Here is a 15,164-nt window from a genome sequence, read left to right on the forward strand (position 1 = left end):
AAATTCAATAAGTAGGATTTTTTAAATATACGGCTTCGTTTAATTAAAATGATGGAGATTTATCATGTATATGTTCCTCCCCTTTCTTATTGCTTTCGGTACAGTTCTTAGTACTATTTTCAGAAAAAAGAAGTTCTCTTATGTGATGTGATTTTTATTGTTAGTAATCAATCTCTTATGGTTAAAATACCATGCAACCGATCCTTTAGATTTATCTTTTTAAATGGAGCTTAAGTGTGACTAATTCTCTAAAAGCTAAAAAAGAAATTCTTTATTACTCAGTTTAAATTTAATGGGTCTGTTAGGTATTAGCGCTACGCTTTTAGTGGCTTTTTATTATCAGTTAATGATAAAAGATTTATCTTGTCCTATGTGTTTGTTACAACGTGTCGGGCTGATGCTCATCGGATTTGGCTTCTTATTTAATGTTCGTTTCGGCATTAAAGATATTCATTACGGATTTGCCTTGATTGGTTGTGTGCTCACTTGCTCGATAGCAGCACGACAAATGTTTTTACATATTCTACCCGGTGATCCTGGATATGGGTCGATTTTTATGGGTTTGCATTTTTATACATGGGCTCTTATTACATCTTTATTCGCCGTTTTTGCTATCGCCATTTTACTGATGTTGAGTAAAGATGATATTAATGTAGGGAAACCATTGGGCATTCCACTATGGGGGAAATTTTCAATTCTGCTTTTTACGGTGATGATAGTAGCCAATCTGATATCGACCGTTCTTGAATGTGGCAGCGGACAATGCGCTGAAAATCCAACATATTATCAATTAATTGGGAAATAATTTATATCATATAGACACCATCTTTTGGTGTCTATTTTACACAAATAAAATAATTAAAATGCAAAATGGGTTGAGTAGACCGGGACAGACCTGTCAGCCTGCAGGCACGGCGTTACGACAGACCCGTTGCCTCAAACATTGCTTTCACAGCTTTCCGCTTCTGGTCTGTCGTCAGAACTTTCGGCCCAGCGCTACCTGAATCGCCTCCCTATGCGGCATGACTTCGGCGAGCAGTATCCTAAGACGGGCGTTCTCCTCGTCAAGTGATTTAAGTCGCTTTGCCTCAGGGACTCCCATGCCGCCAAATTTCTTGCGCCAGATGTAGAAAGTAGCGTCTAAAAAACCATACTGCGACAGAGTTGCCGGGCAGAAACGCCGGCTTCAGCCTCGCGGAGAATACTGATGATCTGTTCGTCGGAAAAACGCTTCTTCATGGGGATGTCCTCATGTGGCTGATGAAGACATTACTAACATCGCGGTGTATTAATCAACGGGGAGCAGGTCAGTGGCCACCTACATGCTCAGTTTGGTGAGACAATGACCTTTCTCCGCGTCCGCGCTATTGCACAAAGTGACGTAAGCACAAAAAGCCCTAAAGTGAACGTATTTCCTGATAGTACGTTTAATCAGAAAGCTTATTTCTTAATTAGATTTATTCTACGAAATCTGTGCCGTACTAGTTTTTGGATTTTTTTAATTTAATTATACTCAATTTTGTCTAAAAATATTGGTATATAATATGAGCGCTTATTGTAAGGGACTTGGAGCATAATGAACAAAAAAGATCTCATTTCTGTCATTATTTGTGTGGCAATCTTTGGCCTGACTTACGGCCTTAGCGCACCGTTGATCGCCACACGATTGCAGGATAATGGTTTCAGCGAAAGCTATATCGGACTCAATGCCGCGATGCAGGCTATTGGCGTTTTTGCTGTCGCACCTTTTATTCCTCGTCTCTTTCAGCGCTTCCACCCAAGGCTGCTTTTGGGGACTTCGCTTGCCGCCGTGGCCGTCATCATGTTGCTTTTTACCTGTTTGCCTTTTATTTACTGGTTCGGACTCCGGCTTGCTTTGGGCATTTTCAGTGAGATTATTATGGTGCTCACAGAAACCTGGATCAATGACGCGACCGTTGAGCAGGCAAGGGCAAGAACAATGGCATGGTACACCGCTGGCATCTCAACAGGGTTTGCCTGTGGCCCGTTAATACTGACCCTTAGCGCAAGCCAGAGCAATTTTCCTTTCTTTATCGGCACGGCCATTGTTCTCCTGGCGTTGGTGCTTGTTAAGCTGCTGGGCATGGCGCAGCATCACTCGTCAACCAGCCACGCTATTGGCTTTCTGAAAAGCATCCGTATCGCCTTTTTAATGATCGCTGCCACGGGGTTAAATGCTGCCGTCGAAGTGGCCGGACTTAATTTTTTACCGCTTTATGCCGAGTCCCATGGCTGGAGTCGACAACATGCCGTTGGATTAATTTCGGTTCTGATGTTGGGTGCCATTCTCTTACAGCCTGTGGTTGGCATGATTGCTGACAGCGTTGACCGCCGACGACTCATCGTCATACTGGCGCTGTTGTCCACGGTGGGAGCGGCCATCTGGCCATGGTTATTATCCTGGCCGGTTGCGGCTTATCTGATCCTCTTTGTGTGGGGTGGGATGTTCGTGGGGATCTATACCGTCGCAATAACCTGGGCAGGCGCGACATTCAGTGGAGCAGAGCTCGCAGGCGTATATGCCGCCGCCTCGGTAGCATGGGGCGCAGGGGCTCTACTGGGGCCGCTGCTGTGTGGCCTTGCCATGTCAGCAACGCAGAATGGCTTGCCGCTGATGGTCGGCGTGCTTTGCGGCCTCTTCTGTTTGATGGCCGCAGTGGATCTGCGTATTCATGGCCTCGGACGAGCCTGATAAGCCGTTACCGCCTTTGTCCTGAACGGTTTGCGGATAGGGCTGGCAGGTTATTTCTCTATGGCACGGCGCCAGGGCAGACGGTGATACCAGGGACGAGGAACGGGATGCACCAGCGCATTCAGTGCCCGGCTGTAATCCATTACCAGTCCAGGCGTCCAGGCCATGATCTGCGCGCGTTTACGCACCTGTGCGGCGATCCATAGCTCCGGCACCAGCAGGTCGCTCAGTTTTCGCTCATGTGCCAGCGCACCATCCAGGGCGGCTTCAAGAGCATAGGCAACACTACTTGAGCAGTTACGATAAGTCAGGTTGTAGGTGTTATTGCGGCGATAAGATTCCCAGAAGTGATTCAGTTTCCGCAGGCTGAATTTTTTAAACTCGATTTGACGTACAGAATGACACCATTCTGAGGATTCTGTGGCGTAGTCTGGCAGAAAGCGCCCTGCCACATCATTATCACGGGTGGCCTTAAGTGTGCGCAAAAACTCCGAAGGAGACCGATCAATCTCCTCGGCAGGATAAAGGCTGATGTAGAGATAATCAGCCACTTCAAGTGCCGCGTGGCCGGTTGAGATAACACCATTTTCGTCCACGGCGGCGATATAACGGTTAATGACAGGGCGCGAAACAGGCCTGGCTTCGGTGGTTTCTTCAGGCGTCCATACGTGCACAATCAGTGCGCGCGCTGCAGCAGACGTCGGCACCGGATGGGGGGCGGTCAGTTCTTGTTCCTGGATTAAAGGGGAGCTACTCAGCAGTACGTCGCCGGGTTGAATCAGCTGAAAAATAGACGTACCTCTTTTCATCCGCATCGCCTTCCTGGCGATGCCAAAGGTACTCAACCCACTGGTAACCATCTGAAAACCAATAAAGAATGATACGGTCGCATCATGGTGACTGAGCAGGAAGAACGAAAAGGAAATTAATCCCAGTCCATAAATAAGCGTCAGCTTCCAGCGGGGAAAGCGCACAATAAAAGAGGAAAAGCTGGTGAAGAAGCCGATGATAAAAAAAGTAAAACCAAAAATGACAGCCAGCAGGACATTACTGTATTCCTGATTAACGATGATAATCAGTGATACGAATAAAAATATGCCGCCTTTGAAAAAAAGAATGCTCTTTTTTGTTCCGACAGCGCTGGTCGCAACACAAAGTGTAAGCATGCTTTCCAGCAGCAGAATATAGCCAAAGATCTGTAATGGGAAGTACGAGTGAAGGTCAAGACCATCGATGAAAAGTAATATACCTGTGATAAACCACAGTGTTGCGGCAACCGAAAGGTATCGGGCATTTCGCTTAATATATGCCGTACCCAGTAGCAACATGGCTATCTGTATCAATCTATCCCTCTCCTAAATGCGCTGAAAAGTCAGGTGGAAACCGACCAGTTACCCAGTATGAACAGCGATCCCTGACGCTCGAACATCAGTGCTCCGCTATCGGTAACGTGCAGCCATTGCCCATTTCCGTATTGCAATCTGAATTGAATCGCAGGAAGCGTCTGCTGACGTGGAATGGCCTGCCAGTGTCCGGCGAGGCGCTGTTTATCCTCTGGATGCAATTGCGCCAGTATTGCCTCTTTCTTTTCAAGAATCTCGCGAGGAAGCGCAGCAAGTTCACCAGAAAGGTTTTCCCAGCAGAGCGTGCCCTCTGTCAGGTTTAGCTGATAAATGGCCTGTAAATTGAGTCGTGCGTCGGTTTCTGAATTGAAGCGGTAAATATTTCGCGTCACCACCCGTAAAAAAACCAGCAGCAACGCACTGGCGCTTAAATAGCACTGCACAAGGAGCAGGGGTTCACCGGTATATAATCCCTTGAGAAAGAACGGCCCCACGCCCTTATCGGCATAATAGATAACGCAACCTGACAACGTTAATAACGCTATCGATCCGCCACGATTACCCCAGAAGAGCGTTAAAAAAGCGGCAAGAATAATCGGGAGGCAACTGAAAGCGAAAATCAGGCTTTCATCGTGGGTGATCGTATTAGCGATACTAAATTCTTTAACACCGCCACTGAATATCCACAACGACAGTGCCACAAGCGCGGCGAGCAGCGTTAAGCCTGACAGAAGTGTTTTGATGGAAATCTGAACGGCTGTGGTAAGGCGGCTGTTAGCAAAGCCCATAATAATGGTGGTGGCCAGGAAAATGCCGGTCATGTCGGCAATAAAACCGGTCCAGAACAGATCGGAAAAGCTGTTTTTTCCTGCTAATGAGAGTCCGATACCGAAAAGCACGGCATCCAGAAAGCTGATGATAATGGTTGAGGCGAACCACAACATAATAATATTTAAATCATCACCCGGCCGGGAAAAACGTTTCACTATCCACGCAATTATCAGCGAAGAAGGCAGATCAAGAATGGCGTAAAACGTCTCGGTCGGCAGCCTGCTGAACGAAGGTTTGTCCAGAATCACATCAAGCACAACAAACAAAACACACAGCGCTGGCCATAGTCGCCAGCGCGAATTTAAAAACGCCGCAGTGGCGACGCCAGCAGGAAACCATACGACAGATATGTGCAACTGAGGATCGTCAAATCGCAGCGACAGCACGGCAGACAAGTAATAAAAGACCGCCCATATCGTCATTACTATAAAGTTGGACATTACCGCTGGGACAAATTTTGGCATATACCTATAATAAATCCTGAGTGAACACAAGTTCTCTGAGTGGCTCGCTTGCGAGAATGGTTGTTGGGTTGAATTTTATCAAAAATTATCTTCTATAACCAATATCAGAAACTCTTTTAGTATTCTCAAACGTATCTTTAATTGGTTTACAAGCCATATTTGATTAACAGAGCATAAGCATCCTATGCGAAGTGGAAGGCGGTGTAATGCCTGCTGTCTGGCTGCTCTGCCCCTGCCGAACTTTTGACCCTGTTAAGTTGCATGATGCGGCCTACCCGGTTTTACCGTAGGTTATCCCCGATTTCGGTCAGGTCGTCATGAATCCGCCGTAACCATATACACCTCATCTCAGTGAATAAGAGAGGCATAAAAAAGGCGTTGATGAACGGGCTGATCACGCAATCAAACATCTTATTTAACATAAATAGCACTTCTCACTTCTTCACGGAGCAGATGCGCCATCCTGATGCATGAAATGACGAGATCTGCAAGCGTTTCGGTGGACTGATATTTTTCGAGCCGATTTTCCTCCCGCACGACGTCAGCCAGCAGCACATCCCGCCGTCGCAGAAGTGCGCTGAGAAGCCTGATATCAGTTGCGGGCGGCTCCCAGCGGCGCGGTTTTTTCAGCAGTGCGTAACAGGCGAGCATATACGCATCCACTTTGTCCGTTTTATTCATAATCCCCATGCCACGGGCAAACTCCCGGCTTCGATGAGGGTTGGCCAGAGACACATAAAAGCCCGCATCGAGCAGGGCCGTGGCCAGCCGCTCGTGATAGACACCGGTGGCCTCCATCACCACGTGGACGTCTTCCGGACCGCAGTGCTGAAGCCTGAGCCAGCGAAGTATGTGCACAACCGCACTACGATCATTTTTTATATTACGTGTCTTAACGCGGCCTTTAATGCCGACATAAAGCATGCAGAGGTCAAGCGTGTCTTTGCTGACGTCAATACCGACTGGAAACATGATATCTCTCCTCTCACATAGACCGTCACGCCTGTTCGCCTTGTACATACGGAGTCGTGCTCCCGGTAACCGTTCAACCTGAAGTGCTGGCGTGAAAGGTGAAGCTGAGGGCCATGAGCTGCCAGGCAGGATCGGTACTTAAACCGTCCTCAGGGAAGGGACCGGCTCACTCAGCTTCAGTGGTGGTAGCTAATCACCACGTATGTTTAGATACAAGGAAAGGGTTGGGGACAGGCAGAATCTATCAAACCGTAACCGGCTTCGCCGGGCTACCGGCGCCATGTGGCCAGTACACCTTGGCGGGCATCAGCTGGCGCCTTCATGCGCTGTCGCGCATAAAACCTGATTCAATGCAGGAGATATCCTCATGCAGCACGTTGATGAAGACGAAATCAGATCAACTTACTGGGAAGCCTGCAGACTGGCCGGCATTGTTTGTCTGAGGAAAGCGAGTGACGGTGACGTAATCAGCCGGGAAGAGATCAAACGTGATCCTATGCTTTTGCTCAGGACACGGCTTTAGCGGGATGCTGAGGTTGAACCCGCTCTCATCTTTGCCATCGAGCAGATGATGGAGCCGCCTAATTAGTAGGTGGCCAAAGAAGCTTAAAGCATCAACATGCTCATACTATTCATATCAGGCGTTCACTTTCATAATGCAATACTCATACGTCCTGTAAAGGTAGTCCGCTTTCATAAATACAAGACAAAAAGCGTCTGCTTTCATAATCAGTGCACGTCACAGGCTCTGAAACCAGGATAATTTTATGAAAGAACCCTATCCAGCAAGATTTTACTTATGAAAGTAACCGCCTAATCTGCGCTGTTCAATGCCAGGCGCTGTAACTATGATAGCGTTATGATCTTTTATCTGAGATTCAAGCGCCAGTCGCTCCCGAAACCTTCTCATTGATATGTAAAGCGTGAATCGCCACGGATAATCCAGACACTTCTGAGTCGTTGATAATACTGGTTTTCATATTCTGTCGGTGACATCTGATCGCTCCAACCATGCCGACGTTTACTGTTATAAAACATTTCGATGTAATCAAAAATATCACTGCGGGCTTCTTCCCGCGTTCCGTAGATCTTTTTCTTTATCCGTTCGCGTTTCAGCAACTGGAAAAAGCTTTCTGCAACCGCATTATCGTGGCCGTTACCGCGACGGCTCATGCTGCCCTCCAGGCTGTGTGATTTCAGGAACGACTGCGACTCATGGCTTGTGTACTGACTACCCTGGTCCGAATGAACCAGCACATGTTTTTGGAGATTACGCCGCCATACAGCCATCAGCAGTGCGTTCAGGACAATGTCCTTTGTCATCCGGGATTGCATGGACCAGCCGATAATTTTGAGTGAGAACAGAACAATAACCACGGCAAGATACAGCCAGCCTTCGTGGGTCCTGATGTAAGTTATGTCCGTTACCCAACGCTCATCCGGAGCATCCGGATTGAACTGTCAGCCTGTTGGGTGACACGATACTGACCTCACCTTTACGTGCCCGCGGACTCCGGTAGCCGACCTGAGCCTTTATCCCGACACGTTTCATCAGTCGCCAGACTCTGTTGACTCCGCACTGTTGTCCGCTGTCCCGCAGATCCAGATGGATCTTGCGATAACCACAGACGCATCCCGATTCCAGCCAGAACTGTTTAATGTAGATTCAATTGGTCAACGCAACAGTCATGTGAAACATGGGGTTGCGGAGGGTTTTTGAATGAGACGGACATTTACAGCAAAGGAAAAAGCATCTGTTTTTGAACTGTGGAAGAACGGAACAGGCTTCAGTGAAATAGCTAATATTCTGGGTTCTAAACCAGGAACAATCTTCACTATGTTAAGAGATACTGGCGGCATAAAACCTAATGAGCGCAAGCGGGCTGTAGCTCACCTGACACTGTCAGAGCGCGAGGAAATACGAGCCGGTTTGCCAGCCAAAATGAGCATTCGTGCGATAGCTACTGCGCTGAATCGTAGTCCTTCGACGATCTCACGTGAAGTTCAGCGTAATCGAGGCAGGCGCTATTACAAAGCTGTTGATGCTAATAACCGGGCCAGCAGGATGGCGAAAAGACCAAAACCGTGCTTGCTGGATCAGAATTTACCGTTGTGAGAGCTTGTTCTGGAAAAGCTGGAGATGAAGTGGTCTCCAGAGCAAATATCAGGATGGTTAAGGCGAACGAAACCGCGTCAAAAAACACTGCGAATATCACCTGATACAATTTATAAAACGCTCTATTTTCGTAGCCGCGAAGCGCTACACCACCTGAATGTACAGCATCTGCGCCGGTCGCATAGCCTTCGCCATGGCAGACGCCATACCCGCAAAGGTGAAATAGGTACGATTAACATAGTGAACGGAACACCAATTCACGAACGCTCCCGACATATCGATAACAGACGCACTCTGGGGCACTGGGAAGGCGATTTAGTATCAGGCACAAAAAACTCGCATATAGCCACACTTGTAGACCGAAAATCACGTTATACGATCATCCTTAGACTTAGGGGCAAAGATTTTTTCTCAGTGAATCAGTCTCTTACCGAAAAATTTCTGAGCTTGCCGTCTGAACTCCGGCAATCACTGACATGGGACAGAGGAATGGAGCTGGCCAGGCATCTGGAATTTACTGGCAGAACCGGAGTTAAAGTTTACTTCTGCGATCCTCAGAGTCCCTGGCAGCGGGGAACAAACGAGAACACTAATGGGCTAATTCGACAGTACCTTCCCAAAAAGACATGCCTTGCCCAATATACTCAACATGAGCTGGATCAGGTTGCAGCTCAGCTAAACAACAGACCGAGAAAGACACTGAAGTTCAAAACACCGAAAGAGATAATTGAAAGGGGTGTTGCGTTGACAGATTGAATCTACAGCGGCTTTTTTTAATATGTCCCGTTCGTCGGTAACCCGCTTCAGCTCTTTCTGGAGACGGCGGATCCCGGCCTGAGCATCTGACTGTTCTTTATGAATGGAAGAATCAGGACCGTACTTTTTTATCCAGGCGTAAAGGCTGTGGGTGGTGATATCAAGACGTGTTGCAACGCTGGAAACAGAATAACCACGATCAACAACCTGTTTGACTGCTTCAGTTTTAAACTCTTCGGGATAACGCTTACCGCTCATGTACACCTCTCTTTAAGTCATCTTAAATGACTCTCAGATGTCTGTTAAACCCGTGGCGATTCAGTCTACATCTGGAAGATGTCAAGCATGATTATTCGATTGCGGATGATAATGAAGATGAGCCTCAGCACCTGTATTTGGTTGAGAGCACTTTCCAGCAGTTCTTTGACATACTGTCTTCGCGGACAATCCAGAAGGGGATGAGCGTTTACAGGAGCTTATAAACGCGTTAAGCCCGCCTCCTTTTTCCTGTGCTTTCAGGATGCTGGCAGTAACACTAGTCGGTATGAGCAATACGTTATACAAACTGGCTGAGTACGTGACCGGTCACCGCGAGACTCTGGTCAGCAGGTTAAAAAGGAGCTTGAGAGTGATCTTCCATGAGATCGATCATCGCTCCTGCATGGGCATCCACATGACGGATATAGCGCATCACTGTCTCGGCCTTTTTCCAGGTACCTTCCTGCATAATCTGTGCAGTACTGTATTTTTTTGTGGCCATATCGATAGCAGCCCCTACCCGGGTACTGTGCCCCGACCATCCCCGGTACCGGTTTTTATTGGGTTTAACATCCGCAGCGGGACCCGCCTCGTGCCAGGCTCGGGCAAAAATATCTTCCATTGCACGGGTTGAAAGCGGCCTGTCGGTACTGATTTTCGCTCGATTGGTACGGTGAACGGGTGAGAATATAAAGGCATCAGGCTCGTTAATCAGGCCCGACGCGTTCAGCCATTCTCTCAGGCGTTGCGTTGAAAGTGCGCCCAGTCCTTTGATAAGCCCCCCGGTCATCACAATGGTTTTCGTCCAGCCGACATCGAGCACAATCCTTCCGTCTGAAGCATGTGAAACATCACGTACGCGGAGACGTCCCAGTTCGCTCACCCGAAGCAGTGTGGAATAGCCCACGTGTAAAAATGCCAGGTCGCGCCGATGCTGCAGAGAATCTGACCCCGACCATCTGGCATCAAGCGTGAGAAGATCGGTCAGACGAAAGGGTATTGCCTGGCCTGTGCGCTCGCCACTAACCACAGCAGTCCGGCTAATTTTCTTCATTGCCCGAAAAACTAAGGGTGAAGCATGGGGAGGAGTCAGCCCTGCGTTACGGTGTAACATGCTGATAAGAGCGAGGTGTGTACCTATAGTCGAAGATGCCCGTCCGTTTGCCTGCAGCCACATAAGATAATCACGCAGGCATTCGGGTTTCATGGGCAGAAAGGTGCGGCCGTACTCCTTCGCCCAGCCGGCGCAGATCCGCATCACGCTGAGCAGCTGCCGCCACGTATTGTCAGAAAAGGCCTCTCGGTCCTGAACAAACGCCCGGAGCTGCGCCACCACGTCAGCTTGGCCGGGCAGCTGAGCATCAGATACGGGTAAATGTGGTCTGAAATCGTCCATTTTTATCCTTTCAGGAGACAGCGCTACGTAAATTCTGTCAGAGAAGCAGGGGAGAAACCCTGCAGAATTTACGTAGCGATGCCTGTTAATTTGTTCACACAGGCCTGAAGATTTCGTGCGCGGTTGATCTTCATACCGGATCCCATGATACAGGGATCCGCTGCCGGATCCTAACTTCATATAATGTCAATTATATGAAGTTAACAAGATGAGCAGGGAGAGGATTAACAAAGAGACTGAAGATGGGGTTCAAAGAATACCCATTCTCAAATCCCAAATTATTAATATGGTAGTATTATAAATTTGGCAAGAAGTGCAGCGCTTAACATAAGTAGCTACCAACGTAAAAAGAATTATTTAAAATCTGTAAAGCCAGGTTAATTAATCCCTATAGAAAATAATTCAATACTTACCTTATGAACTTCAGATATTCAGATCTGCGGTGGCGGCGTATTTCCCATAAAAATGAAAAAGTAGATTGATTTACAAAACTACTGGATCTAATAACTATCCCATAGTTTTTTTTTATTTTCTTGGAAACGATTAAGCATTTTAATCCAATCACGCTTGAGGTAAGATGCCTTAAAGTAAAATAAAACTCTGGATTAAAAGGGTCATCCTCATCCCAAACCTTCTCCATTGCTACCTCAGCTTTAGCATAAGTGATGAGTAAGTCTAAAATACTGCAAGATAACTTCTCAGGTAAATAAATTATATCCATCTTTAATGAATCAAAATTCAATTTTGGAAGTTTTTTTACAGGGATAATGTGTTTTTCCTTATTTTTAATCCCCCAATCACTAGTCGCCAACAAAAAAAGTTCGGCAGCGCACTCAAGTTTGTATATTATACTATAAAAAGCTAATTTATTTCTTACTAAATATTTCATAGCAGCATCCGTAAATTGAATTTGAATTATGATCCATAATCTATTAAAAAAATAATCATAATTTCTAGGCAAGGTTTTTTATTGAAATAATTTCACTTGAATAGAAACATAAATCACAAAATCCATATTTGTTAACGATTTTTTCACTGTAGCGGTATACACTTTTAGTTGATAAATTTGTTGCTTAAGAAATATCATCGATTATAGCACCACTGATTAAAAGCTCGAGAACATGAATTTCTTATAAGTTTTTATGAGAGAGTACTTCATAAAATTTTTTAAAACGCAAAAAAATCTTATAAACATAATAAAGCCATAAGAAAATGTAATATTTTTAATCCAAGAAAATGGTATTAATTCCTATGTATAACGCCTTATCATACATGGAAAATACTGGGGTACTGGTTTTACTAACTATAAGCCTAATGAACAGTTGTATTGGGCTGGATTATTATTAAAAACTAGGTTTTAGCATCTCACAAGGAGCCCTTCAAGCAATCAGTTTATCTTAATGACTTAAATTTAATCAGTGATAAGTTTTTATGCGGAACTTAAAGGCAATTTTCTATTTTAAATTTATATCCAAAAAAAAGCACTTACATTGAAGGTTTTCAGGTTAAAAAAACTTTCACCAATTAACTGAGATTACTTTTTCATAAGAGCATTTTTTAATTCTTCATTATTTACAATGACCTCAGAAAGTAATTTTTTTAAAATTGAATTTTCCAACTCAAGGAAATTTAGTTTGTCATTTGCGTCATTGTAATTATCATCATCGACGCCGGGGATATAAGTTAGCGAGGTAAAGTTTAATTGATCCCTTGATTTAGATGATTGTAAAATTTTGGATGAAACCGATAAATCATCACCAATATCCGGCTCATCCTTTCTTTCATTTAAAATAAATTCATTTTCTGCTAGCTTACCTGGAAGTTCTTTTTTTACCTCTATGTTATTTGATATTACGAACCCTCTTCGAGGTATAGTTTGAATTATATTGCTTTTGAACCCCATTTTAGATAAATGTTTTCTTAGATAGAAAATAGTGTTGTGCAAAACATTCAGTGAAGCTGACATTCCAAAACATTCCCATCCTAAATAAAAAAGGTTTTTATGGGTTACTAAAGATCCTTGATTTTCCAAAAGTGCAGTCAAGCAGAGTGCAGCTGGAGTTCTCAGTTTAGCCGTACAATCGTCGTTTAATCTAATCAATTTTTTTTCACTAACAATGAATATGACACTATTATCGATAGTAAATATTCTTTTCATTTTCTCAACCTTACTAATTTTGCTTGTTTTTAGATTTAATCATCATAAACAAGGCTAGGTTCAAAATCCATTAGGTTTTACCAATCTTATGAATACATAGTATTAACTAAAAATAAAAAATCAATTTAAAAAAATGTAATTTATATTTTATATAACTACATTTTGTATATCTTATTAAGATTTTGATAGAAAAAAACCTCCACATACAAGCCTCGATTCAATAATTATTAAAAATAAAACGTTTAAAAATGAAGAATACCACCCTTTCTTTGATAAAAGATAAAGAAAGTGCATTTGGTTTTTGATCTAGCGCAGTGATAGTTAAACTTTTCTTAAAGAAAAAAATAAAAAAAGGAATAAAGAAAGAATGAAAACTTACAATATCTATTTAATGTCACCGATTATTTATTGAATTCTAAGTAGAATGCTCGATTTAGTTGCTCAACCATGTAAAAGTACACCTGTTTTAGTTAGACGCATTTTTTGAGAGTTTCGTGTTTTAAGACATCAGAGGTACTCTTCAATCGTCAGATTATTCAGAGATTAATGCCGATGATCGGCAATTATTCTCCAAATACGGTAACGTAGACCAGTTTCTGCATCTTCAAGGATAAGAGGAATAGTCTGGCGAGCTCAGAAGACAATACTGCCAATGGGAGTCCCTTGGTCAAGTAACAGCCCTCTTATTTGACAGACTTTCGCAGTCAGTGATTAACAATACGCTGCTTTGTCCGGTGTAAAGCCTTAATATCCTGCTGTTCTTGGCTTTTGGCGGCACGATCTGCATTGTCGGTTGCATCAGAACCACTGCGATGGCCTGTTCATCATTACCGTCTTTCTTTTGCTCGCAGACAAAGGGTTTCACATACTGAAGACTGAGAACCTATTTTTGTGGTCCAGTTTCTGAAACTAACGCTGGCAGTAAAATGCCCTGTGGACGCTTCAGTCCCAATCAGACAGGCTGGAATATTTGTAAGTATCCCGCTTAGACGAACCATTAACTTTTAGAGATCTTCCGACATACTGATTATGTCCCTGAGGAGATCGCCATGCATAAAGCCCGATTTATCGAGCACCAGATCATCACCGTTCAGTAGTCAGTTCAAGCCGGATGTACCGTCAAAGATATCTGCAGCGAAGCAGGACATTATCGATGAGCAGGAAAGTCTATTATTACCAGCCCGATACCCGTAGAGATGAGCCGGTGATCCTGGCGATGACTGAACTGGCGGAGCGCTATCCGCGATACGGCTTTAAGAAGTTGTTCCAGATGCTGCGACGTCAGGACAACAGGTGGAACCATAACCGCATTCACCGGATTTACTGCCTGCTTAAACTGAATTTTCACCGTAAGGGAAAGCAGCGTCTGCCGGTGCGAAATCCGGCTCCACTGGCGACGCCGGAAGCAATTAACCAGAGCGGGCCCATCGATTTTATGCATGATGCGCTGGTGTGTGGCAGACGCTTGCGGACCTTCAATGCGGTGGATGATTTTAACCGTGAAGCGCTGGCTACAGAAATTGACCTGAATATCCCGGCGCAGCGGGTCGTGAGAGTGCCGGACAGGATAGTGGCAAATCGTGGTTATCCGGTATGATGGGGCCGAGCTGGTATCGCTGACGCTGGCACAATGTGCCGAAGAACATGGTGTAATGCTGGAAATCATCATGCCGGGTAAGCCGACGCAGAATGCTTTATTGAACAGTTCAACCGGACGTACCGGAAAGAAATACTGGATTTTTATATGTTCAGAACCCTGAATGAAGCGCGTGAAATCACAGAGCGCTGGCTGATGGAATATAACAGCGAGCGCCCTCATAAATCCCTGAACAACCTGACGCCGGAAGAATTCCCGCTGATGGCAGAAAACCCGGAAGTCTCAAAAAGTGCGTAGAACTAAAACAGGTGTGCTTACAGTTACTGAATAAAAATTTTCAATCTTCATTAGTGCGAGTTAAAATATTTAAATAAAAACAATTTGAACTTACTAACAAATCTTAAGTAGTAAATACGTAAAAACCCTTACTTATAAAAGTCAAAATAAAGGCAAGTCAAGATCACTTAATGGCAACGGGATGAAATTATTTAGTACTACTTTTGTTTCAGGGATCAGTCATTTATCAAATCTTAATGTGGTAATGATTTTGCTGAAAAAAG

General features: G+C 44.8%; 8 protein-coding genes and 7 pseudogenes. 5 read left to right on the forward strand and 10 right to left on the reverse strand.

The genetic code is table 11. The features are described from left to right. The first annotated feature begins 157 nt into the window (after positions 1-157). On the forward strand, positions 158-223 hold the full coding sequence (locus DFO57_RS22945; protein WP_233255885.1) for a DUF5993 family protein: 66 nt from the start codon (positions 158-160) through the stop codon (positions 221-223). A 69-nt stretch (positions 224-292) separates the two neighbouring features. Beyond that, positions 293-805: a disulfide bond formation protein B gene (locus tag DFO57_RS20865; RefSeq protein ID WP_110015657.1), complete on the forward strand. Its 513-nt coding sequence runs from the start codon at positions 293-295 to the stop codon at positions 803-805. Between the two features lie 115 nt (positions 806-920). Here DFO57_RS20865 and DFO57_RS20870 read toward each other — a convergent pair. Further along, positions 921-1,239: pseudogene (locus DFO57_RS20870) on the reverse strand (transposase); the annotation flags it as partial. Positions 1,240-1,576: 337 nt separating this feature from the next. On the opposite strand from DFO57_RS20870, the gene DFO57_RS20875 reads away from it, so the two are divergent. Then, positions 1,577-2,713, forward strand: a complete 1,137-nt coding sequence (locus DFO57_RS20875) for an MFS transporter (RefSeq protein WP_110015658.1) — start codon at positions 1,577-1,579, stop codon at positions 2,711-2,713. A 50-nt stretch (positions 2,714-2,763) separates the two neighbouring features. On the opposite strand, the gene DFO57_RS20880 is transcribed toward DFO57_RS20875, so the two are convergent. The 4 genes and pseudogenes from DFO57_RS20880 to DFO57_RS20905 form a co-directional block, all read right to left on the reverse strand. Further along, positions 2,764-4,056 (reverse strand): MFS transporter, encoded by a 1,293-nt coding sequence (locus DFO57_RS20880; protein WP_110015659.1) that lies wholly within the window; start codon positions 4,054-4,056, stop codon positions 2,764-2,766. A gap of 29 nt (positions 4,057-4,085) precedes the next feature. Then, positions 4,086-5,351 carry an MASE1 domain-containing protein gene (locus DFO57_RS20885; RefSeq protein WP_110015660.1) on the reverse strand — a complete coding sequence of 422 codons (1,266 nt, stop codon included), beginning with the start codon at positions 5,349-5,351 and terminating at the stop codon, positions 4,086-4,088. Positions 5,352-5,786: 435 nt separating this feature from the next. Beyond that, positions 5,787-6,323 (reverse strand): annotated as a pseudogene (locus DFO57_RS20890) (transposase); the annotation flags it as partial. Positions 6,324-7,229: 906 nt separating this feature from the next. Continuing rightward, positions 7,230-7,983 (reverse strand): annotated as a pseudogene (locus tag DFO57_RS20905) (IS3 family transposase); the annotation flags it as partial. Positions 7,984-8,043: 60 nt separating this feature from the next. On the opposite strand from DFO57_RS20905, the pseudogene DFO57_RS20910 reads away from it, so the two are divergent. Further along, positions 8,044-9,195: pseudogene (locus tag DFO57_RS20910) on the forward strand (IS30 family transposase). A gap of 9 nt (positions 9,196-9,204) precedes the next feature. Here the strand turns inward: DFO57_RS20910 and DFO57_RS20915 are convergent. The 5 genes and pseudogenes from DFO57_RS20915 to DFO57_RS22950 form a co-directional block, all read right to left on the reverse strand. Then, a pseudogene (locus DFO57_RS20915) lies at positions 9,205-9,453 on the reverse strand (transposase); the annotation flags it as partial. Between the two features lie 352 nt (positions 9,454-9,805). After that, positions 9,806-10,849, reverse strand: coding sequence for a tyrosine-type recombinase/integrase (locus tag DFO57_RS20920; protein WP_110015661.1), 1,044 nt, complete (start codon positions 10,847-10,849; stop codon positions 9,806-9,808). A 409-nt stretch (positions 10,850-11,258) separates the two neighbouring features. Then, positions 11,259-11,738: a hypothetical protein gene (locus DFO57_RS20925; RefSeq protein ID WP_110015662.1), complete on the reverse strand. Its 480-nt coding sequence runs from the start codon at positions 11,736-11,738 to the stop codon at positions 11,259-11,261. Positions 11,739-12,383: 645 nt separating this feature from the next. Continuing rightward, the gene (locus DFO57_RS20930; RefSeq protein ID WP_110015663.1) at positions 12,384-13,007 is read right to left on the reverse strand and encodes a winged helix-turn-helix domain-containing protein; all 624 of its coding nucleotides are present in this window, start codon (positions 13,005-13,007) and stop codon (positions 12,384-12,386) included. A 555-nt stretch (positions 13,008-13,562) separates the two neighbouring features. Next, positions 13,563-13,984, reverse strand: a pseudogene (locus DFO57_RS22950) (IS110 family transposase); the annotation flags it as partial. A gap of 155 nt (positions 13,985-14,139) precedes the next feature. Here DFO57_RS22950 and DFO57_RS20935 point away from each other — a divergent pair. Then, a pseudogene (locus tag DFO57_RS20935) lies at positions 14,140-14,901 on the forward strand (IS3 family transposase); the annotation flags it as partial. Positions 14,902-15,164: the final 263 nt, after the last annotated feature.

This window comes from Pantoea sp. AG702, assembly GCF_003182295.1.
Lineage (GTDB): Bacteria > Pseudomonadota > Gammaproteobacteria > Enterobacterales > Enterobacteriaceae > Pantoea > Pantoea ananatis.

Excerpts from the sequence above, each read along its gene's own strand:
- DFO57_RS20885 (WP_110015660.1), bottom strand. The coding sequence starts at position 5,351 with ATGCCAAAATTTGTCCCAGCGGTAATGTCCAACTTTATAGTAATGACG.
- DFO57_RS20920 (WP_110015661.1), bottom strand. The coding sequence starts at position 10,849 with ATGGACGATTTCAGACCACATTTACCCGTATCTGATGCTCAGCTGCCC.
- DFO57_RS20930 (WP_110015663.1), bottom strand. The coding sequence starts at position 13,007 with ATGAAAAGAATATTTACTATCGATAATAGTGTCATATTCATTGTTAGT.
- DFO57_RS20875 (WP_110015658.1), top strand. The coding sequence starts at position 1,577 with ATGAACAAAAAAGATCTCATTTCTGTCATTATTTGTGTGGCAATCTTT.
- DFO57_RS20865 (WP_110015657.1), top strand. The coding sequence starts at position 293 with ATGGGTCTGTTAGGTATTAGCGCTACGCTTTTAGTGGCTTTTTATTAT.
- DFO57_RS20925 (WP_110015662.1), bottom strand. The coding sequence starts at position 11,738 with ATGAAATATTTAGTAAGAAATAAATTAGCTTTTTATAGTATAATATAC.